Origin of the sequence: Streptococcus sp. FDAARGOS_522, assembly GCF_003812445.1 — a bacterium.
GTDB lineage: Bacteria > Bacillota > Bacilli > Lactobacillales > Streptococcaceae > Streptococcus > Streptococcus agalactiae.
Genome location: NZ_CP033808.1, coordinates 1,324,650 through 1,347,390, shown reverse-complemented (window position 1 = coordinate 1,347,390; position 22,741 = coordinate 1,324,650). Strand labels below are relative to the sequence as shown.

At 36.2% G+C, this 22,741-nt stretch carries 21 protein-coding genes; 20 read left to right on the top strand and 1 reads right to left on the bottom strand.

Annotated features, from left to right (window positions below; translation table 11 throughout):
* Positions 1 to 50: 50 nt before the first annotated feature.
* Entirely contained in the window at positions 51 to 767 is a 717-nt protein-coding gene (locus tag EGX70_RS06875; protein WP_000186185.1) for a class I SAM-dependent methyltransferase, read from the bottom strand.
* An 80-nt stretch (positions 768 to 847) separates the two neighbouring features.
* On the opposite strand from EGX70_RS06875, the gene EGX70_RS06870 reads away from it, so the two are divergent.
* From EGX70_RS06870 to rpsO, 20 genes are all read left to right on the top strand, one after another.
* Entirely contained in the window at positions 848 to 1,243 is a 396-nt protein-coding gene (locus EGX70_RS06870; RefSeq protein WP_000282447.1) for a single-stranded DNA-binding protein, read from the top strand.
* A 123-nt stretch (positions 1,244 to 1,366) separates the two neighbouring features.
* Positions 1,367 to 2,011, top strand: a complete 645-nt coding sequence (locus EGX70_RS06865) for an HAD family phosphatase (protein WP_000416612.1) — start codon at positions 1,367 to 1,369, stop codon at positions 2,009 to 2,011.
* A gap of 26 nt (positions 2,012 to 2,037) precedes the next feature.
* Entirely contained in the window at positions 2,038 to 3,783 is a 1,746-nt protein-coding gene (locus EGX70_RS06860; RefSeq protein WP_123948040.1) for a LytS/YhcK type 5TM receptor domain-containing protein, read from the top strand.
* Positions 3,764 to 4,504: a LytTR family DNA-binding domain-containing protein gene (locus EGX70_RS06855; RefSeq protein ID WP_000697630.1), complete on the top strand. Its 741-nt coding sequence runs from the start codon at positions 3,764 to 3,766 to the stop codon at positions 4,502 to 4,504. The genes EGX70_RS06860 and EGX70_RS06855 overlap by 20 nt, the downstream gene beginning before the upstream one ends.
* A gap of 169 nt (positions 4,505 to 4,673) precedes the next feature.
* Positions 4,674 to 5,129 (top strand): CidA/LrgA family protein, encoded by a 456-nt coding sequence (locus EGX70_RS06850; protein ID WP_000683316.1) that lies wholly within the window; start codon positions 4,674 to 4,676, stop codon positions 5,127 to 5,129.
* Between the two features lies 1 nt (position 5,130).
* Positions 5,131 to 5,859 (top strand): antiholin-like protein LrgB, encoded by a 729-nt coding sequence (lrgB, locus tag EGX70_RS06845; RefSeq protein ID WP_000421726.1) that lies wholly within the window; start codon positions 5,131 to 5,133, stop codon positions 5,857 to 5,859.
* Positions 5,860 to 6,101: 242 nt separating this feature from the next.
* Positions 6,102 to 7,730 carry an ABC transporter substrate-binding protein gene (locus tag EGX70_RS06835; protein ID WP_000170504.1) on the top strand — a complete coding sequence of 543 codons (1,629 nt, stop codon included), beginning with the start codon at positions 6,102 to 6,104 and terminating at the stop codon, positions 7,728 to 7,730.
* 112 nt (positions 7,731 to 7,842) lie between these two features.
* A complete protein-coding gene (locus EGX70_RS06830; RefSeq protein ID WP_000680645.1) occupies positions 7,843 to 8,820 on the top strand; it encodes an ABC transporter permease in 978 nt (325 codons plus the stop codon).
* The gene (locus EGX70_RS06825) at positions 8,817 to 9,638 is read left to right on the top strand and encodes an ABC transporter permease (RefSeq protein WP_000603397.1); all 822 of its coding nucleotides are present in this window, start codon (positions 8,817 to 8,819) and stop codon (positions 9,636 to 9,638) included. The genes EGX70_RS06830 and EGX70_RS06825 overlap by 4 nt, the downstream gene beginning before the upstream one ends.
* Positions 9,639 to 9,649: 11 nt before the next feature.
* Positions 9,650 to 10,453, top strand: coding sequence for an ABC transporter ATP-binding protein (locus EGX70_RS06820; protein ID WP_000140984.1), 804 nt, complete (start codon positions 9,650 to 9,652; stop codon positions 10,451 to 10,453).
* On the top strand, positions 10,437 to 11,063 hold the full coding sequence (locus EGX70_RS06815) for an ABC transporter ATP-binding protein (RefSeq protein WP_000171311.1): 627 nt from the start codon (positions 10,437 to 10,439) through the stop codon (positions 11,061 to 11,063). The genes EGX70_RS06820 and EGX70_RS06815 overlap by 17 nt, the downstream gene beginning before the upstream one ends.
* Before the next feature lie 282 nt (positions 11,064 to 11,345).
* Entirely contained in the window at positions 11,346 to 13,376 is a 2,031-nt protein-coding gene (treP, locus tag EGX70_RS06810; RefSeq protein WP_000434616.1) for a PTS system trehalose-specific EIIBC component, read from the top strand.
* 221 nt (positions 13,377 to 13,597) lie between these two features.
* Positions 13,598 to 15,223 carry an alpha,alpha-phosphotrehalase gene (gene treC / locus EGX70_RS06805; RefSeq protein ID WP_000151017.1) on the top strand — a complete coding sequence of 542 codons (1,626 nt, stop codon included), beginning with the start codon at positions 13,598 to 13,600 and terminating at the stop codon, positions 15,221 to 15,223.
* Between the two features lie 215 nt (positions 15,224 to 15,438).
* Positions 15,439 to 17,475, top strand: coding sequence for a BglG family transcription antiterminator (locus EGX70_RS06800; protein ID WP_000228180.1), 2,037 nt, complete (start codon positions 15,439 to 15,441; stop codon positions 17,473 to 17,475).
* A gap of 2 nt (positions 17,476 to 17,477) precedes the next feature.
* Entirely contained in the window at positions 17,478 to 17,762 is a 285-nt protein-coding gene (locus tag EGX70_RS06795) for a PTS sugar transporter subunit IIB (RefSeq protein WP_000944235.1), read from the top strand.
* Between the two features lie 12 nt (positions 17,763 to 17,774).
* The gene (locus EGX70_RS06790; protein WP_000677351.1) at positions 17,775 to 19,130 is read left to right on the top strand and encodes a PTS ascorbate transporter subunit IIC; all 1,356 of its coding nucleotides are present in this window, start codon (positions 17,775 to 17,777) and stop codon (positions 19,128 to 19,130) included.
* Between the two features lie 2 nt (positions 19,131 to 19,132).
* A complete protein-coding gene (locus EGX70_RS06785) occupies positions 19,133 to 19,990 on the top strand; it encodes a transketolase (RefSeq protein WP_000203489.1) in 858 nt (285 codons plus the stop codon).
* Positions 19,987 to 20,916, top strand: a complete 930-nt coding sequence (locus tag EGX70_RS06780; RefSeq protein ID WP_001203821.1) for a transketolase family protein — start codon at positions 19,987 to 19,989, stop codon at positions 20,914 to 20,916. Before EGX70_RS06785 ends, EGX70_RS06780 begins: the two co-directional genes overlap by 4 nt.
* 108 nt (positions 20,917 to 21,024) lie before the next feature.
* Positions 21,025 to 22,284 (top strand): ferric reductase-like transmembrane domain-containing protein, encoded by a 1,260-nt coding sequence (locus tag EGX70_RS06775; protein ID WP_001203071.1) that lies wholly within the window; start codon positions 21,025 to 21,027, stop codon positions 22,282 to 22,284.
* 87 nt (positions 22,285 to 22,371) lie between these two features.
* Positions 22,372 to 22,641 (top strand): 30S ribosomal protein S15, encoded by a 270-nt coding sequence (rpsO, locus tag EGX70_RS06770; protein ID WP_001018249.1) that lies wholly within the window; start codon positions 22,372 to 22,374, stop codon positions 22,639 to 22,641.
* Positions 22,642 to 22,741 lie beyond the last annotated feature (100 nt).

Sequence of the window (22,741 nt, the reverse complement as noted above, 5' to 3'; positions counted from 1 at the left end):
AAATCAACTTAGCTTCAGCTAAGTTGATTTTTAGTTGTAAACTTAAGAAGTTACAATGACTTTTTAAGTGTGATGTGTTGCAAAAAAGCAATATCTTTATAAGGAGCTTTGTCAGCAACACTTAGCTCGATAGCAAGCATTTTGTTTAGCCAACCAGTTTCAGTTTTAAAATGGTTTGGTTGTAATGAATAGAAGGTACGAATACCCTGATAACGTTCAACTAATAAATTTGTATTTTGTTTTAGTTCTTCTAAGGTATAAATATTTCCCTGGTCAAAACTGGCACTTTTAAAGTTTGCTTCTCCTGTTAAGAGTTCCATCGCAGTGGAGGTATCATTGCTAAAAATAACTGATTGTAATATTTTACCGGTTATATTATGTTTGATGAGAGATAGTTCTCCATTGGGTTTTAGAAGTCGAGAAAATTCGTCAAAATAAGCAGGATGATTATGTTTGTCTATATATTCAAGAACATTATGACAAATAATAGTATCAAAGCTTTGATCAGGCAAATCTCTTAATGCTTCGTAGGAACCTAGGATTTTATAAATATTGTCACTTTGATTATCGTAAAGCAGTTTAGGATTGGGTTCAATAGCAGTTACATTGTTTTCTTTTGCTAGATGTTGTTCGGTGAGACAAAAACCAGCTCCAAAATCTAAAACGTTCTGATTTTTGATATGGCTTAATTGAGCAAAAGTTATTTCATATTGTATTTTTCCCCAAGGTTTAGCCAGCATTTCTTTATAACTAGTTACATTTGTCATCTTAATTCTCCCAGAACAATTTCATATATTTTAGCATTTTTCTTCCTTATTTTCGAATAATAATAGTGAGGAGGTAATCAATGTATAATAAAGTTATTATGATTGGGCGTCTAACAGCAAAGCCTGAGATGGTAAAAACACCAACTGACAAGTCAGTGACGCGTGCAACTGTTGCTGTTAATAGACGCTTTAAAGGAAGTAATGGTGAGCGTGAAGCAGATTTTATTAATGTGGTTATGTGGGGTCGTCTAGCGGAAACCCTTGCGAGCTATGGGACAAAGGGCTCTTTAATTTCAATAGATGGTGAATTGCGTACGCGCAAGTACGAAAAGGATGGTCAAACGCACTATATCACTGAAGTATTAGCATCATCATTTCAGTTGCTAGAAAGCCGTGCCCAACGTGCTATGCGTGAAAATAACGTTTCTGGTGATTTGTCAGATTTAGTATTGGAAGAAGAGGAGCTCCCCTTTTAAATAAAATCACTCTCAAAATATCATTTCTAAATATACTGGTTGCTTTTCACAGAAAGCAACCTTTTTTTATTGAAAATAGAAAGGCAAACGATTACAATAAAGGGGATAGAAAGCAGGTTTAAGATGGAAAAAGTCATTATTTTTGATATGGACGGCGTTATTGTTGATTCCGAGTACACGTTTTTAGATAATAAGACAGAAATGTTACGTGAGGAGGGTATTGATACGGACGTCTCGTATCAATACCAGTACATGGGGACTACTTTTGAATTCATGTGGCAAGCTATGAAAGAGGAGTTTGGCTTACCGAAAACAGTAAAAGAGTATATTGCTGAGATGAACAGACGTCGACAAGCGATTGTGGCGCGTGATGGTGTTAGGCCCATCAAAGGAGCTCAGCGACTGATTCATTGGTTACACCAACATGGCTATCGCTTAGCAGTTGCGTCCTCATCTCCAATGGTAGATATTAAGCGTAATCTAAAAGAGTTGGGTGTGACAGAATGCTTTGAATACATGGTTACAGGAGAAGATGTATCGTCTTCTAAACCAGCACCAGATGTTTTTCTTAGAGCTGCAGAGCTTTTAGATGTAGACCCTAAAGTTTGTATAGTTATAGAAGATACAAGAAATGGGAGTTTAGCTGCTAAGGCAGCAGGAATGTATTGCTTTGGCTTTGCTAATCCTGATTATCCACCGCAAGATTTATCAATGGCAGACAAGGTTATTTCAGATTATCAAGATATCTATATTTATCTTCCGGAGTAAAATGGTATCTTGAGGAGGATAAGCATATGTTGATGGTGTTGTTATTCCAAAGGCTAGGAATTATTATGATTTTAGCCTTTTTATTGGTAAATAATAGTTATTTTAGACAGTTAATTGAAGAGCGGTCTAAACGTGAAACGGTAGTCCTTGTCATCATTTTCGGCTTGTTTGTTATTATATCTAATATAACAGGAATTGAAATAAAAGGGGATCGAAGTTTGGTCGAGCGCCCTTTTCTAACAACGATTTCTCATTCTGACTCACTTGCTAATACAAGGACTTTAGTTATTACAACGGCAAGTTTGGTTGGTGGACCTCTGGTTGGATCAATTGTTGGTTTTATTGGAGGAGTTCATCGCTTTTTTCAAGGAAGCTTTTCAGGTTCTTTCTATATTGTCAGTTCAGTTCTAGTCGGCATTGTTAGCGGAAAGATTGGTGATAAGCTTAAGGAAAACCATCTCTACCCTTCAACAAGCCAAGTTATTTTAATTAGTATTATTGCCGAAAGTATCCAGATGCTATTTGTTGGCATTTTTACAGGATGGGAACTTGTCAAAATGATTGTCATTCCAATGATGATTTTAAATAGTTTAGGTTCCACACTTTTCCTTGCGATTTTGAAAACTTATTTGTCAAATGAAAGTCAGTTACGCGCAGTTCAAACGAGAGATGTTCTTGAATTGACTCGACAGACTCTGCCCTACCTTAGACAAGGTTTGACACCGCAATCTGCTAGGAGCGTTTGCGAAATTATAAAGAGGCATACTAACTTTGATGCTGTGGGATTAACAGATCGGTCAAACGTATTAGCTCATATTGGTGTTGGCCATGATCACCATATTGCAGGACAACCGGTCAAAACAGACTTATCTAAAAGTGTTATTTTTGATGGCGAACCAAGAATTGCGCAAGATAAAGCGGCGATTTCTTGTCCAGATCACAACTGTCAGTTAAATTCTGCTATTGTAGTTCCTCTAAAAATAAATGATAAAACTGTGGGTGCCTTAAAAATGTACTTTGCAGGAGATAAGACAATGTCTGAGGTGGAGGAAAACCTAGTCCTTGGTTTAGCGCAAATATTTTCAGGACAACTGGCAATGGGGATAACAGAGGAACAAAATAAGTTAGCCAGTATGGCAGAGATAAAGGCTTTACAAGCACAAATCAACCCTCATTTCTTCTTTAATGCCATTAACACAATTAGTGCATTAATCCGTATTGATTCTGATAAAGCACGTTATGCACTGATGCAGTTAAGTACTTTTTTTAGAACAAGTTTGCAGGGTGGTCAGGATCGTGAGGTAACGCTTGAGCAAGAAAAATCACATGTGGATGCTTATATGAATGTTGAAAAATTACGTTTCCCTGATAAATATCAGTTATCTTATGATATTAGTGCATCAGAAAAAATGAAGTTACCACCTTTTGGTTTACAGGTACTGGTAGAGAATGCAGTTCGACATGCTTTCAAAGAACGTAAGACGGACAACCATATATTGGTTCAAATAAAGCCAGATGGTCATTATTATTGTGTTTCTGTTAGTGACAATGGACAAGGAATCTCAGATACTATCATTGATAAATTAGGTCAAGAAACAGTTGCAGAGAGTAAGGGTACAGGTACTGCTCTAGTTAATCTAAATAACAGGCTGAATTTATTATATGGTAGTGTAAGTTGCCTTCATTTTTCGAGCGACAAGAATGGTACAAAAGTTTGGTATCGAATACCTAATAGAATAAGGGAGGATGAGCATGAAAATTTTAATTCTTGATGATGAAATGTTTGCCAGACAAGAATTATCGTTTTTAGTTGAACATAGCCAGGAGGTTGACAACCCTGAGATTTTTCAGGCTGAGGATATCAGTGAAGCCGAAAAAATCTTATTTAGACAGCAAATTGATTTAATTTTTTTAGATATTTCGCTTAGTGAAGAAAATGGCTTTACTTTGGCTAATCAGTTGAGCCAACTTGCACATCCCCCACTTGTTGTTTTTGCGACAGCTTATGATAACTACGCTGTGAAAGCTTTTGAAAGTAACGCTGTTGATTATATCATGAAACCGTTTGAACAACAGCGCGTTGATATGGCTCTATCAAAAGTGAAGAAATTGAGCCAACTCACCACTGCTTCAGATGTAGAGCAAGCAATACCTAAAAAAGCCAGTGTTGAATTGTTAACCTTGACATTATCAGATCGCAGTGTTGTTGTTAAAATGCAAGATATTGTTGCAGCTAGTGTTGAAGATGGCGAATTAACTGTTAGTACAGTTCAGAAAACTTACACTATTCGGAAGACACTCAATTGGTTTAAGTCACGCGCTGTAGCACCATATTTTCTCCAGATTCATCGAAACACAGTGATTAATCTAGAGATGATTGAGGAAATTCAACCTTGGTTTAATCATACTTTGTTACTAATTATGTCTAATGGAGAGAAATTTCCAGTAGGTCGATCGTATTTAAAAGACCTAAATGAGCATTTAACCATGTAAAAGTGCTTTTGCGAACTTCCCTTTGTTGTTTAGAAGCTTGAATTTGCAATTCGGCTTCTTTTTTTGGTAACTGAGACTAAAAATGAAAACGTTTTATTTGTTTTGAAGTACAATATAGCTATCAATAAAACAAGTTAAAACATTGTAATAAAAGGAAGGGGTAGTGACTATGAAACACACCAGTAAAGAAACCAAAACAAAAGAAGCTCCAATGTTTATTCAAATGTCAATATATGCAGCTATTCTATTAGTTTCACAAATGATTTCAATGTTATTACCGAAATCACTACCAATCCCAACGACGGTTATTGGTTTGGTGCTAATGTATGTATTGCTAACTGCTAAAATTATCAAGGTAGAGTGGGTTGACTCTTTTGGGGCTTTGATGATAAGCATGATTGGTTTTATGTTTGTCCCCTCAGGAATATCAGTAGCAGCGAATCTTGATATCCTAAAAGCTGAAGGCTTGCAACTAGTTGCTGTTATTACAATCTCAACTGTTGTTATGTTGGTAGTGGTAGCATATGTTGCACGATTAATACTTGCTATCAGAGAACTCAGTGTCACAGATTTATTTAAAAAGATATTACCTAACCACTATAGTAAGAAAGTAGAGGAAAAATAATATGGAACTCTTAAAAACACCCATCTTTGGTATTTGCTTTTCTTTAATACTCTATACGATAGGACAACATTTATTTAAGAAGAGTAAAGGTTTCTTCCTTTTGCAGCCTCTTTTCTTTGCAATGGTTAGTGGTATTGTCATTCTTTGGCTTATGTCAAAAGGTTTAGGAACCGATGTTAAGACATTTTATACACAAGCTTATAAACCAGGTGGTGATTTAATATTTTGGTTTTTAAATCCAGCGACAATTGCTTTTGCAGTTCCTCTCTATAAGAAAAATGACGTTGTTAAAAAATATTGGGTAGAAATTCTCAGCAGTTTAGTAATCGGTATGATTGTTTCCCTTATACTTATCGTCGCTATTTCTAAAATGGTTGGGCTTAGTCAAGTCGGAATTGCTTCAATGTTGCCACAAGCAGCAACAACAGCAATTGCTCTTCCAATAACAGCAGCAATTGGAGGGAACACAGCTGTGACAGCAATGGCGTGTATCTTAAATGCAGTTATTATTTATGCATTAGGTAAAAAATTAGTGTCATTTTTCCATTTGAATGATAGTAAGATTGGTGCAGGATTAGGTCTAGGGACCTCTGGTCATACAGTCGGAGCAGCCTTTGCATTGGAATTGGGAGAACTGCAAGGTGCGATGGCAGCTATAGCTGTGGTGGTTATCGGTTTGGTAGTTGATTTGGTTATTCCTATCTTTAGTCATTTGATTGGTTTGCTATAACTAATAGCGTGGTTAAGGCTGAATTTATTCAGCCTTTTTATGATGTCTATTAAAATACATTGGATTAACATGGTTTATGAGCTAGTGTCTAGAATTGTGTTTTACCTAACTTTAAGTTATTAATGATAAAATAACAAATTTTCTAATTAACCAGTTAAGTAATTGTTCTCCTACTTTTTTCTTGTTATAATGAAAAAAGTTGTCAAAAATATTATTTATCAATTAAAAAAGGAGGTTTAATAGTGACTAAATATTTGAAGTACATCTCTTTTGTTGCTTTGTTTCTGGCGAGTATCTTTTTAGTAGCTTGTCAAAATCAAAATTCACAAACCAAGGAGCGAACGCGAAAACAACGACCCAAAGATGAATTGGTTGTTTCTATGGGGGCAAAGCTTCCTCATGAATTCGATCCAAAGGACCGTTATGGAATCCATAATGAAGGTAATATTACTCATAGCACCCTATTGAAACGTTCTCCTGAACTAGATATAAAAGGAGAGCTTGCTAAAAAATATAAAATCTCTAAGGATGGCTTAACGTGGTCGTTCGACTTAAATGATGATTTTAAATTCTCCAATGGTGAGCCTGTTACTGCTGACGATGTTAAGTTTACTTATGATATGTTGAAAGCAGATGGAAAAGCTTGGGATTTGACCTTTATTAAGAATGTTGAAGTAGTTGGGAAAAACCAGGTAAATATTCATTTGACTGAGGCGCATTCGACATTTACAGCACAGTTGACAGAAATCCCAATCGTCCCTAAAAAACATTACAATGATAAGTATAAGAGCAATCCTATCGGTTCAGGACCTTACATGGTGAAAGAATATAAGGCTGGAGAACAAGCAATCTTCGTTCGAAATCCCTATTGGCACGGTAAAAAGCCTTATTTTAAAAAGTGGACTTGGGTATTACTTGATGAAAATACAGCACTAGCTGCTTTAGAATCTGGTGATGTTGACATGATTTACGCAACGCCAGAGCTTGCTAGCAAGAAAGTCAAAGGAACACGTCTTCTAGATATTGCTTCAAACGACGTTCGCGGACTGTCATTGCCTTATGTGAAGAAAGGTGTTGTGAAAAATTCACCAGACGGTTATCCAGTAGGAAATGATGTCACTAGTGATCCAGCAATCAGAAAAGCCTTGACTATTGGTTTAAATAGACAAAAAGTTCTGGATACTGTTTTAAATGGTTATGGTAAACCAGCTTATTCAATTATTGATAGAACACCATTCTGGAATCCAAAAACAGCAATTAAAGATAATAAAGTAGCTAAAGCTAAGCAACTTTTGACAAAAGCTGGATGGAAAGAACAAGCAGACGGTAGCCGTAAAAAAGGAAATCTTAAAGCGGAATTTGACCTTTACTACCCTACTAATGATCAATTACGAGCAAACTTAGCCGTTGAAGTAGCGGAGCAAGCTAAAGCCTTAGGTATTACTATTAAACTCAAGGCTAGTAACTGGGATGAAATGGCAACTAAGTCACATGATTCAGCCTTACTTTATGCGGGAGGACGTCATCATGCGCAGCAATTTTATGAATCACATTACCCAAGTTTAGCTGGTAAAGGTTGGACCAATATTACTTTTTATAACAATCCTACTGTGACTAAGTACCTTGACAAAGCAATGACATCTCCTGACCTTGATAAAGCTAACAAATATTGGAAGTTAGCTCAGTGGGATGGCAAAACAGGTGCTTCCACTCTTGGAGATTTACCAAATGTATGGTTGGTGAGTCTTAACCATACTTATATTGGTGATAAACGTATCAATGTAGGTAAACAAGGTGTCCATAGTCATGGTCATGATTGGTCATTATTGACTAACATTGCTGAATGGACTTGGGATGAATCTGCTAAGTAACTAATTTAGTTAATGTAGGCTACTTTAAGTTTGGAGTCAGAGAAAACAATGTACACCTTATGGTGTGAATGGTTTCCTCGACTCCTTTTTTAACAATTAAGGAGATTTATCTGTGAAACATATTACCACTGTAGTTATCTGGAAGATACTTAGGTGTTTGTCACTCGTTTTTGGAGTATCAATTTTGACCTTTATTTTACTAAAACAATCACCGGTTGATCCAGTCATGGCAAGTGTCAATTATGACACGTCACTAACCCCTGTTCAGTACAAAGCGATTGCTCACCACTATGGTTTGGATAAGCCAGCTCCGGTCCAGTATTTTATTTGGTTAAAAAATTTTATACAGGGACATTTAGGGACTTCACTAGTTTATCGGCAACCTGTTATTGATATTATTAGATCACGGGCAGGTGCCTCTTTCATACTTATGGGACTCTCCTGGGTCTTATCGGGTCTTATTGGATTTATCTTAGGAACTTTATCAGCTTTCCATCAAGGGAAATTGCTTGATCGAATTGTAAGGTGGTTTTCTTACCTTCAGATATCAGTACCAACTTTTTGGATTGGGCTCATTTTTTTATTAATCTTTTCTGTCCAGCTGGGGTGGTTCCCGATTGGTATTTCTTCCCCGATAGGTACTTTGAGTCAAGATATTACGTTAGCTGATCGTATTAAGCACCTTATTTTACCTGTTTTCACGCTAAGTATTCTAGGCATTGCCAATGTAACTCTTCATACTAGAACTAAAATGATGTCGGTACTTTCTAGTGAATATGTCTTATTTGCCAGAGCGCGTGGGGAAACGGAATGGCAAATTTTTAAAAATCATTGTCTTAGAAATGCTATCGTACCAGCTATTACACTGCATTTTTCCTATTTTGGAGAATTGTTTGGAGGATCCGTTCTTGCTGAGCAAGTTTTCTCATATCCAGGACTAGGGTCTACCCTAACTGAAGCAGGACTTAAAAGTGATACACCGCTACTTCTAGCTATTGTGATGATAGGGACATTATTTGTTTTTGCGGGCAATCTTATTGCGGATATTTTAAACAGCATAATCAATCCACAGTTAAGGAGAAAAGTATGATATTGAGACGTCGAACTATTGTTTTATGGCAACTGGGTATCGCCATTTCTCTCATTCTTAGTATTCTAGCCTTAAATCTTTATTTCCATAGTACTCCCTTGCAAACCAATGCAGCTTTACGGAACCTTGCTCCTTCATTAAACCATCTTTTTGGGACAGATGGTTTAGGTAGGGATATGTTTGTCAGAACGATTAAAGGACTTTATTTCTCTCTACAAGTCGGCTTATTAGGTGCCCTTATGGGGGTCATTCTGGCGACAGTTTTTGGAGTGCTTGCAGGTTTAGGAAATAGCATTATTGATAAAATAATAGCATGGTTAGTTGATTTGTTTATTGGTATGCCTCATTTGATTTTTATGATTCTCATTTCTTTTGTTGTTGGGAAAGGTGCTCAAGGGGTCATCATTGCAACGGCTGTTACACATTGGCCTTCTTTAGCAAGGCTTATCCGCAATGAAGTCTATCATCTAAAGAATAAAGAATTTGTCCAACTTTCTAAAAGTATGGGAAAAACGCCTTATTATATTGTGAGGCATCATATCCTGCCTTTGATTGCTTCTCAAATTTTCATTGGTTTTATCCTCTTATTTCCACATGTCATCCTACATGAAGCATCAATGACTTTCTTAGGATTTGGGCTCTCTGCCGAACAACCTTCGGTTGGTATCATTCTGTCAGAGGCAGCTAAGCATATCTCTCTTGGAAATTGGTGGTTGGTTATCTTTCCAGGACTTTATCTTATTTTGGTTGTCAATGCATTTGATACTATCGGAGAATCTTTAAAGAAACTCTTTTACCCTCAAACTGATCATTTTTAGGAGGTAGAGATATGACAGAAACATTATTAAGCATTAAAGACCTCTCCATCACCTTCACTCAATACGGAAGATTTTTAAAACCATTTCAATCAACACCGATACAAGCGCTGAATTTAGAAATTAAAAAAGGTGAGTTATTAGCTATTATAGGTGCTAGTGGTTCAGGGAAGAGTTTATTAGCACATGCTATTATGGATATTCTTCCTAAAAATGCATCTGTAACAGGAGATATGATTTATCGTGGTCAATCACTAAATTCTAAACGCATTAAACAGTTGCGAGGAAAAGATATTACGTTGATTCCACAATCAGTTAATTATTTAGATCCATCTACGAAAGTCAAACATCAGGTGCGCTTAGGTATCTCAGAAAATTCAAAGGCTACTCAAGAAGGATTGTTTCAACAGTTTGGTTTAAAAGAAAGTGATGGTGACTTGTATCCTTTCCAACTTTCTGGCGGAATGCTCCGACGTGTTTTGTTTACAACGTGTATTAGTGATAAGGTTTCTTTGATTATTGCGGATGAGCCCACCCCTGGATTACATCCAGATGCTCTGCAAATGGTTTTAGACCAACTACGCTCCTTTGCAGATAAAGGAATAAGCGTTATATTTATCACTCATGATATTGTAGCAGCTAGTCAAATTGCTGATCGTATTACTATTTTTAAAGAGGGAAAAGCTATTGAAACAGCTCCAGCTAGTTTCTTTAGCGGAAATGGAGAGCAGTTACAAACAGAATTTGCTAGAAGTTTATGGCGCTCTCTCCCACAGCAAGAATTTTTGAAAGGAGTTACTCATGACCTTAGAGGCTAAAAAGCTTGGCTTTTATCATAAAAAAGATCAATGGCTTTTTAAGGAGATTAATTTAGAGGTAGCACCTGGTCAAGTTTTAGGTATATTTGGACAAAGTGGTTGTGGAAAAACTAGTTTATCCAGGGTGCTTGCAGGTTTTTTACATCCTAAATCTGGTGAAGTATTAGTTGATGGCAGTAATTTGCCTAGCAAAGCATTTAGACCTGTACAACTTATTCAACAACATCCTGAAAAAACGATGAATCCTTTATGGCCTATGAAAAAAAGTTTGGAAGAAGCCTATTACCCAAGTCGAGATTTACTAGATGCTTTTGGAATTCAAGAAAAATGGCTAAATCGTCGACCTAGTGAACTCTCGGGAGGAGAATTACAACGCTTTTCGATTGTGCGTTCATTACATCCAGAGACTAAATACCTTATTGCAGATGAAATGACTACTATGTTGGATAGCATTACACAAGCTAGTGTATGGAAAAGCATGTTGGAGATTGTAAAGGATAGAAATTTAGGTCTCATCGTTATTAGTCATGATTTCGCTATGTTAGAGAAACTTTGTAACCAATGCTATATGATTGAAGAGAATCGTATCGTATCTTTCAATGGAGATTAAAAAACTCACCTACTATATCAATTAGTAGGTGTTTTTTATTAAGAGAGTATTGAGGGTGACTGATCTACTCATGACTCTAACATTTTGGTAACGTTGGTGAGAAATTCTAATGTTTTGGGTATTATTGACTAATTTATTTTATAATTTATAGATTTTTTAAAAAGATAAGCTAAGGATTTGCATAGGGATATGTAATCGTTTACAATTATGTTGTAAGCTAGTCTTATTTAAGTTTCTGCCTTGGAGTCACAGACTCTCCGTTAAATAGATAAGGATAAACAGATGGAACAATTTAAACATGATGCCAAAGCCTTGTTAGAGGCAATTGGGGGTAAAGAAAATATTAGTGCAGTGACACATTGTGCTACACGCATGCGATTTGTTTTGAATGACAGTAGTAAAGCTAAGGTAAAGGTAATTGAGGAGTTACCATCAGTCAAGGGTACCTTTACCAATGCTGGGCAATTTCAAGTCATTATTGGTAATGATGTCCCTATTTTTTATAATGCTTTTGTAGCCGTTTCTGGTATTGAGGGTGTGTCTAAAGAGGCGGCAAAATCGGCTGCCCAAAAAAATCAAAACCCTTTACAGCGTGTGTTGACAATGCTGGCTGAAATATTTACACCGATTATTCCAGCCATTATTGTTGGTGGTCTGATCCTTGGTTTTCGTAATATTTTAGATGCCGTTCCATTTGAATTTTTAGGTCAAAAAGTTGTTGATGGTGTCAGGCAAGTAGACTCTTCTGGGCATCCAATTTGGAATACTCTAGTAGATGTTTCAACGTTTTGGAGCGGAGTAGACTCTTTTTTATGGTTACCAGGTGAAGCTATATTTCATTTCTTACCAGTTGGTATTGTATGGTCTGTGACTCGTAAGATGGGGACTACTCAAATCCTCGGTATTGTTCTAGGTATCTGTCTAGTGTCGCCACAATTACTTAATGCTTATTCTGTAGCTAGTACTTCAGCAGCAGACATTGCTAAAAATTGGTCTTGGAATTTTGGTTACTTTACAGTACAAAAAATTGGTTATCAAGCTCAAGTTATTCCAGCTCTGTTAGCTGGTTTGAGCCTGTCTTACTTAGAAATCTTCTGGAGAAAACATATTCCTGAAGTTGTTTCAATGATTTTTGTGCCATTTCTATCCTTAGTTCCAGCTATTATCTTGGCTCATACTGTCCTTGGACCTATTGGTTGGACACTAGGTAAATGGATTTCTGCTATCGTTCTTATTGGATTGACTGGTCCTGTAAAATGGCTCTTTGGTGCTATTTTTGGTGCCCTGTATGCCCCATTTGTTATTACTGGTTTGCACCACATGACAAATGCTATCGATACTCAACTCATAGCAGATACAAAAACACATACAACTGGCCTTTGGCCGATGATTGCTCTTTCAAATATTGCTCAGGGTTCAGCTGTACTAGCTTATTATTTTATGCATCGTCATGATGAAAAAGAGGCTCAAATATCACTTCCAGCTGCTATCTCAGCCTACCTTGGTGTTACAGAGCCGGCGCTTTTTGGTGTAAACGTTAAATACATTTATCCATTTGTTGCTGGTATGATTGGTTCAAGTGTGGCAGGTCTTTTGGCGACAACTTTTAATGTCCAAGCTAACTCTATTGGTGTAGGCGGTCTTCCAGGCTTCCTGTCAATTAACGTTAAATATATGGGATATTTCTTTATCTGTATGGCAGTGGCTATCTTTATTCCTTTATTTTTGACACTATTCTTTAAAAAATCAGGTATTTTGACAAAAACTGAAGAGGAAAAATTAGTACCTGATGCTGTCATTGCTTCAACAACAGAAACAAAATCAGCAAAAGAAAAAGCTGTCGTATCAGGTACAAAGCTTAGTGTAGTAAGCCCTTTATCAGGTTTAGCTAAACCACTGGATCAAGCTAGTGATCCTGTCTTTTCACAAGGAATTATGGGGAAGGGAGTGGTTATCGATCCAAGTGATGGAGAACTAGTTTCACCGGTCGATGCGACAGTTTCAGTTCTTTTCCCTACGAAACATGCTATTGGATTGTTAACATCAGAGGGGGTTGAGTTTCTTATTCATATTGGTATGGATACTGTTAATTTAGAAGGAAAAGGGTTTACCTCTCATGTTGCTCAAGGTGACACTGTAAAAGTAGGAGATAAACTCATTACTTTCGATATTCCAATGATAAAAGAAGAAGGATACATTGTGGAAACTCCTATTCTGATTACTAATCAACAAGAATTCCGACCAGAAGAATTGATAGATTTACCCAAACAGATAAAACGTGGACAAGCATTAATGGTTGCCAAGAAAATTTAAAAGTAATTAGGTATTCTTTTTAAAAAAGAGCACTCTTATAAAATGAGAGGTAATTTGAGGAATTGTTTGAGGGGCTTAATACATTAGCTCCTTGAATTATTTTGAACATAAGAAAAAACTCATAGGAACAAATATCACTGTAAAAATGTTATATTTTTGATGATAGTTGATGTTATAGTTAGACTGCTAAATACAGCAGCATTTTGGGAAAGGAGTAGAATATGACGATTGATAAACGTAAAGTTGTCTATCAAATTTATCCAAAATCATACAAAGACACAACTGGTAATGGGGTTGGTGATCTTCGTGGTATTATCGAAAAATTACCCTATTTAGCAGAACTTGGTATTGATATGGTTTGGCTCAACCCATTTTATCCAAGTCCACAACGAGATAATGGATATGATATCTCTGATTATACAGCTATTAACCCTGATTTTGGAACGATGGACGATTTTGAAGAAATGATTGAGGTGGGACGTCAATACCGTATAGATTTTATGCTTGATATGGTGCTTAATCATTGTTCAATAGAACATGAGTGGTTTAAAAAAGCACTTGCAGGAGATCGCTACTATCAAGATTTCTTTATCTTACGTGATAATCCAACAGATTGGGTATCTAAATTTGGTGGAAATGCTTGGGCACCATTTGGTGATACAGGGAAGTATTATCTTCATCTTTTTGATATCACTCAAGCTGACCTTAATTGGCGCAATGCCGATGTTCGCAAGGAACTTTTTAAAGTTGTCAATTTTTGGCGTGATAAAGGGGTTAAAGGTTTTCGATTTGATGTGATTAATTTAATTGGGAAAGATGAGATACTTGAGAACTGCCCAATTAATGATGGAAAACCAGCTTATACTGATCGTCCAATAACACATGATTATCTCAAGATGTTGAATAATGCTAGTTTTGGACAAGATGATTCCTTCATGACAGTTGGTGAAATGTCTTCAACGACAATTGCAAATTGCATTCTTTACACTGCACCAGAACGTGAAGAGTTATCCATGGCTTTTAATTTTCACCACCTCAAAGTAGATTATAAAGATGGGCAAAAGTGGACCATTATGGCTTTTGATTTTCCTGCATTACGTGACCTTTTCCATAGTTGGGGCGAAGGGATGAGCGAAGGAAATGGTTGGAATGCTTTATTCTATAATAATCATGACCAACCGCGAGCATTAAATCGTTTTGTAGACGTGAAACGTTTTCGAAATGAAGGAGCAACCATGTTAGCAGCATCTATCCACTTATCGCGTGGTACTCCTTATATATATATGGGTGAAGAAATCGGAATGCTTGATCCCGATTACAGTTCTATGGATGATTATGTGGATATTGAGAGTTTGAATGCCTACCAAATAATGCTTGATGAAGGCAAGTCACAAGAAGAGGCATTTAGCATTATTCGAGCGAAATCTCGAGACAATTCTCGAGTACCAATGCAATGGGATGATAGTACGAATGCAGGTTTTTCTGAAGGCGCTCCATGGTTGAAAGTAGGAAAATCATATAAAGAAATCAATGTCGCAAAGGAGAAAACAGGGCTGATATTTACTTTCTATCAAGAGTTGATAAGGCTACGTAAACAACTGCCAATAATAGCTGACGGGAATTATAAAGCAGCTTTCAAAGATAATGAAAAAGTATATGCTTTTGAACGCCATCTTGATAAGGAAAAACTTCTTGTTTTAAATAATTTCTTTGCTGAGAAAGTTAAGATAAAATTACCGGAGAATTATCTCCAAGGACAAGTTCTTCTATCAAATTATAAGGATGTTACTCTTGATGAAACGGTTACTTTGCAACCTTATCAAACTTTAGCTATCTTAGTGTCATAACATTTTAAAAACCTTTACTTATTCAATTAAGTAAAGGTTTTTAAAGTGCTGCTTGTGGAAAGGAATCTTGCTCTAGATTTTGCAATTTCTTTCTTTTTTCTTTACTCTATAACAATAGCCCAAATTCATTCAATTGATAGTAGTGCCAGATTGGGCTCAAATGACCTAGAAAAATGTAAACGGTTACTATAAAATAAAAATAGAAAGGAAAACAAATGGTTGATAATAAGACTGTTGTGATAATGTTGGTATTTTTAGCTCGGAAAAATCTTTCCTTGTATGAGTTAACAGTGCAAACAAAGTTTTCAATAAAAGTTATCATAGAGCAAATTAACTATCTCAATAGTTTTTTAGCAAAAAATCACCTACCAGCTATTGCTCACTCTGCTGGACGTTATCAGTTATTAGGAGATGAAAAAGAGCATGATAAAATTGTCTCCTTATTAGAAGCTGAGCAATTTTACCTAACCCAGGAAGAAAGGGTATGTCTGATTTACCTTTATAGCTTTTGCCGAAGAGAGTTTGTCTCCAATGTGCATTATCAAGATTTTTTGAAAGTAAGTAAGAATACTACTTTATCAGATATCAAGATGCTACGTTCTAAATTAGCAAAAAGAGGTATCTCACTCACTTATACAAGAGCAAAGGGATATAGTCTAGTAGGAGATGAGATGGATAAGCATCAAGTTGCTTTTCAGATGATAACTCAACTACTAGAATCTCCCATTGGTTTTTGGTCTTTGAATTATATCTTGTCTTCTTGGAAATTCGCTCTCTCATATGAGAAGTTAGAAAAGACGGTAGAATATTTCTATGAATCTTTTCAACTTTCTCCAATACAAGATAGGCTTGAGAAATCTTTATATTTTATCATTTTAATACTGTGTCGTTATCAAAGGTCAGTAGATCGTGTTTTGCAGGGTTCTCCTATTGTTTCTGAACAATTAAAAGAGTTAACGACTATTATTGTGACTAATTTAAGTCAGGATATTTCCTTATCTAAACCATTAGATCAGAAAGAAAAAGATTATATTACCTTGATCTTATCTGGCTGTTTTGAAGGTGAGGGAACTAAAGATGATGATTTCTTTGAAGCATTGGCAAAAGCAATCGTTGATGAGATGGAAACTGTTTCACTTCTTAATTTTTCCAATAAAGAAGAGTTATTACAAGGTCTGAAGCGTCATATTATTCCAGCTTATTTCCGATTGAAATATGGTTTAACTGGCGATAGTGGTTATACACAAAATATTAAAGAGCATTACAGTGATTTATTTCTATTGGTTAAAAAGGCACTACGTCCTTTGGAAGAGCAAGTAGGATTAATACCCGATAGTGAAATTTCTTACTTCGTGATTCACTTTGGAGGCTATCTTAGACAATCAGGTGGTACACAATCAATGTCTTATAAAGCTTTGATACTCTGTCCAAACGGCGTTAGTTCATCCTTAGTGATTAAGGAAAAATTGCGTGGATTATTTCCTCAAATTCATTTTCATCGTGTCTCTAAAATTGAGCAGCTGAAACTGATTGACAATCAAACTTACGATATGGTCTTTTCTACTATATTTGTAGAAACAAAAAAACCTAATTATCTAGTTTCGCTGATGATGACAGCAGAGCAAGTACAACAGCTCAAAGAACTGGTTATTTCAGATTTTCCCAAAGCTTGCCTTGACGATTTCCAACTTGATCAATTAATAGCAACTATAAAAAAATACGCTCATGTTCATTGTGAAGAGGAATTAAAATTGGCTTTGAGGACAATGGTAAAACAAGATATATTTAGAAAGGATGTGAGGCCCTTGTTGCACCAACTTATAACAGAGGAAACTTATCAGACAAGTTCTGAACAAATGAATTGGAAAGAGGCAATTCGTTTAGCGGCAAAACCCTTGTTAGCTTCTGGAAAAATTACGGAAAGTTACCCAGAAGCTATGATTGAAAAGGTCGAAGAGTTTGGTCCTTTTATCAATCTTGGTAAAGGTATTGCTATTCCACATGCCAGACCAGAAGATGGGGTAAACTCTGTCGGTATGTCAATGCTTGTTTTGGAACAGCCTATTTATTTATTGGATGACCCCAAACAGGAAATTTATCTCTTATTATGCATAGCAGCTATTGATAATGAAACGCATTTGAAAGCTCTATCGCATTTGACAACAATACTTCGTGATAATAATAATGTTAAAGCTTTGTTAGCTTCACGTGGGTATCAAGATATTGAAATGATTATAAAACAGGAGGATTAAAGATGTTAAGAATTGGAACAGCATGTGGATCAGGTCTAGGTTCAAGTTTTATGGTACAAATGAATATTGAGTCTATTTTGAAGGATTTGGGGGTTTCTGATGTTGAAGTTGAACATTATGATTTAGGTGGAGCAGATCCAAGCGCAGCAGATGTTTGGATTGTTGGTCGTGATTTGGAGGATTCAGCTGGTCACCTGGGGGATGTTCGTATTTTAAACAGTATCATTGATATGGATGAATTGAGAGAATTAGTGACAGGTATTTGCCAAGAAAAAGGCTTAATCTAGGAGGTTGATGCCATGAAAGGTCTATTGGATTTTTTAGTTAATATTGCCAGCACGCCAGCTATTTTAGTCGCCTTGATAGCCATTATCGGTTTAGTACTGCAGAAAAAAGGTGTTCCTGATATTGTAAAAGGTGGAATAAAAACATTTGTTGGCTTCTTAGTGGTTTCTGGAGGTGCAGGGATAGTCCAAAATTCCTTGAATCCATTTGGAAAAATGTTTGAGCATGCTTTTCATTTGGTGGGGGTAGTTCCTAATAATGAAGCCATTGTAGCAGTAGCTCTTACGAAGTATGGCTCAGCAACTGCTTTGATTATGTTAGCGGGAATGATTTTTAATATTTTAATTGCTCGTTTTACAAAATTTAAATATATTTTTCTGACAGGACATCATACATTGTATATGGCTTGTATGATTGCTGTTATTTTTGCCGTAGCAGGCTTTACTTCGTTCTCGCTCATCCTTTTTGGAGGTCTAGCGTTAGGGATTATTATGAGCGTATCTCCTGCATTTGTGCAAAAATACATGATTCAACTGACAGGTAATGATAAGGTGGCACTTGGGCACTTTGGTTCTTTAGGCTATTGGTTGAGTGGATTTATTGGTGGAATTGTTGGAGATAAATCAAAATCAACAGAAGATATTAAATTTCCAAAGAGTTTATCATTTTTACGTGACAGTACCGTAAGTATTACTATCTCAATGGCAATTATTTACCTTATCGTTGCAGTGTTTGCTGGTGAGGCTTATATTGCAAAAGAAATAAGTAACGGTGTCAATGGTCTTGTTTATGCCCTCCAACTAGCTGGGCAATTTGCGGCAGGTGTATTCGTTATTTTAGCAGGTGTACGCCTTATCCTAGGTGAAATTGTACCAGCCTTTAAGGGAATCTCAGAAAAATTGGTTCCAAATTCAAAACCAGCCTTGGATTGTCCAATTGTTTACCCTTATGCACCTAATGCAGTATTGATTGGTTTTATCTCAAGTTTTGTTGGTGGATTGGTTAGTATGATAGTCATGATTGTGACTGGCACTACTGTCATTTTACCAGGGGTCGTTCCTCATTTCTTCTGTGGGGCAACGGCAGGTGTTATCGGTAATGCTTCTGGTGGTGTGAGAGGAGCGACTATTGGTGCATTTGTTCAAGGTATCCTCATCAGTTTCTTGCCGATTTTCTTGATGCCTGTACTAGGTGGACTTGGTTTCAAAGGGTCAACATTCTCAGATGCTGATTTTGGTTTGACCGGTATCATTCTTGGCGCTCTTAATCATGTCGGCGGTGCGATAGCTATTGTTATTGGTATTGTAGTTATCTTAATTGGACTTTTTGGCATTTCATTTGTTGGAAAATCAACCCATAAGGAAGGTTAATAATGACATCACCAGAAGAAAGATATTCATCTCTAAGACGATTTGCAACGGAGATTCGTTTAAATACTCTAGAAACGCTAAACCATTTAGGATTCGGTCACTATGGGGGTAGTTTATCAATTGTTGAGGCTTTGGCTGTTCTGTATGGTGATATTATGGATATAAATCCTGAAAAATTCAAAGAAAGTGATCGGGATTATATGGTCTTATCAAAAGGACATGCTGGTCCAGCCTTGTATAGTACACTCTATTTAAAAGGTTTTTTTGATAAAACATTCCTTCATTCGCTCAATACAAACGGTACCAAACTACCTTCGCATCCTGACCGCAATTTAACTCCTGGTATAGATGTAACGACAGGCTCGTTAGGTCAAGGCATTAGTATTGCAACGGGAATTGCTTATGCTCAAAAGATTGAGAATTCAAGCTATTATACTTATACTATTGTAGGTGATGGTGAATTAAATGAAGGACAATGTTGGGAGGCTATACAATTTGCTGCGCATCATCAACTGCACCATTTAATTGTTTTTGTAGATGATAATAAAAAACAATTAGATGGTTTGACAGCTGATATTTGTAATCCTGGAGACTTTGTTGCTAAATTTGAAGCTTTTGGATTTGATGCAGTACGTGTAAAAGGAGATGACATTGAGGCAATTGACAAAGCTATTAAAACTTTTCAAGATTCAAATAGTGTCAGACCAAAATGTATTGTTTTAGATAGCATCAAGGGACAAGGTGTGAAAGAGTTGGAGGAGTTAGCTTCTAATCATCATTTACGACCAGATTTACAACAAAAAACAATGTTAGAGCGAGCGTTGATAAGCTTGAGAGAAAGTTTGGAGGTGGTAGAATGAGATGTTCAACCAAAGAAATGAGGCTTGTCTATCGTGATTTCCTCCTTCAAGCTAATCAAGAAAATAAACAAATTACCGTTTTAGAAGCCGATTTGTCGAGTTCAATGTCAACAAATGCACTGGCATCAGAATTTGGAAAACGTTATATTAATCTAGGTATTATGGAGGCTGAGATGGTAGGCCTTGCAGCAGGGCTCGCCATTAAAGGTTACAAGCCATACCTTCATACTTTTGGTCCTTTCGCGTCAAGGCGTGTCTTTGATCAAGTATTCTTATCGTTAGGTTACTCACAATTATCAGCTACGATTATTGGCTCAGATGCAGGAATTAGCGCAGAAATGAATGGCGGAACTCATATGCCTTTTGAAGAGTTAGGTCTACTAAGGTTAATTCCCAAAGCGACTATTTTTGAGGTTAGTGATGATATTCAGTTTGAAGCAATTTTAAAACAAACATTAAGTATTGATGGCCTAAAATACATTAGAACTATTCGTAAGGCCCCCACTGCAGTTTATGAGGGACGCGAAGATTTTTCAAAGGGTTTTATACAATTACGCCAGGGAAAAGATATTACTCTTGTAGCAAGTGGTATTATGGTTTCTAGAGCGATAGAAGCAGCCGACTACCTCAAAGAACTAGGGATTGAGGCCTCAGTTATCGACCTTTTTAAAATTAAGCCCCTTCCAGAAGAACTGAAACCATTACTGATAGATCAATCCATTGTAACTATTGAGAATCATAACCGTATTGGCGGTATCGGAAGTGCATTATGCGAATGGCTTAGTATGGAGAAAGACACTACTGTTAGTCGTATGGGTATTGATGAGCGATTTGGTCAGGTAGGTCAGATGGAATATTTATTAGAGGAGTATGGACTCGCTGTTAAAGATATAGTACAGCATTGCAAATCAATTTATAAATCATAACAAAAAGGCAACATTGGAGTTGCCTTTTTGTTATTTTCTGAAATTTTTAAGTTTTGTATAAGTATCTTGTGGTATTTTATCCTTACTAAAAATAAAGGGGTGGTCGTTATGCGAGCTTGGAAAGGTATTGTTTTAATTTTATCTAGCATAGTGGTGACACTAGTAGCATGGCAAAATGCAGGATTAAGTGAATTTGTTGTACCAGGATTAGCTTTGACAAGTTTATCGCTAACATTCCTCTTATCAACCAAATTTAGGATACTTGAAAGTTACTTTCAAGGTATTGAAAATATGTATTTTTACCACAAGGTAATGGCTGTATTTTCAATGATTTTGCTTCTATTGCACAAAATTGGTCTTGGACAAGGCGGACATGGAAGTGAGTTTGCAAAGACTATTGGCAGTGCGGGATTATATCTTTTTCTAAGTATTGTTTTTGTAGCTTATTTCGGAAATTTTTTAAAGTATGAAATTTGGCGTTTTATTCATCGCTTTGTTTATTTAGCTTATATTTTGGGATTGGTACATACTTTTATGATTTTAGGAGATAGGATACTAGGAAATACTTTACTCAGTTTAATCGTATTAGGTTATGCTGTCATTGGGGTTATATCTGGATTTTATATTATTTTCCTATATTCTAGAATGCGTTTTCGTCGTGTAGGGTACGTTCAAAAGGTTACTCATCTTAACCATGATACAACTGAGATTGAAATAGCAATGAAGCGTCCTTATCGATATGACTATGGACAATTTACTTTTTTAAAAATTTATCAAGCTGGCTTTGAATCAGCAGCTCATCCTTTCTCGATATCAGGTGGTCATGATAGAGTGATATTTTTAACTGTTAAAGCTTCAGGAGATTATACGAAATCCATTTACAAACAGCTAAAAGTTGGGACAAAAATAGCCTTAGATAGAGCTTATGGTCATATGTTATTTGATAAAGACAAGAAAGAACAGGTTTGGATTGCAGGAGGTATCGGCATCACTCCCTTCATTTCATTTATTAGAGAAAATAGTATTTTGACTAAGAGAGTTGACTTCTTTTATACCTTTTCAAATCAAGACAATTTGATTTATCAAGATATGTTAGAATCCTATGCTAAAGCCAATCCTAATTTTAAACTTCACTTAAATAATAGTAGCCTCAAAGGAAGACTTGATTTTAGTCAGTCTGTTTTTGAAGGACAACCAACAATATTTATGTGTGGGCCAACTAGTATGACATCTACTTATGCTAAGGTCTTTCGGCAAAAAGATGCAAAGTCTCGTTTAGTCTATGAAGGATTTTCCTTTAGAGACAGTTGGTTATCCATATTTCTATTAAAAACTTTTGACAAAGTTTATTCTAATTTGATAAAATAAGAGGGTCTATAAGACAAACCAACTTTTTCTTGGTTTTAGGAGTGCCAATCCTAAGACTCGGATGAAGCAATAAAAGGAGAATATATTATGGCAATCTCAAAAGAGAAAAAAAATGAAATCATTGCTCAATATGCACGTCACGAAGGTGATACAGGATCAGTTGAAGTTCAAGTAGCAGTTCTTACTTGGGAAATCAACCACCTTAACGACCACATCAAACAACACAAAAAAGACCACGCTACTTACCGTGGATTGATGAAAAAAATTGGTCACCGTCGTAACTTATTAGCATACCTACGTCGTACAGATGTTAACCGTTACCGTGAATTGATTCAATCACTTGGACTTCGTCGTTAATAGACAACAGAGTCAAGTAAAAACACTAGAAAATTTTCTAGTGTTTTTTGTTTTAAACGCACTATGAACGTAAGTACTTTGAGGAGGCCAGCAGTAAGAA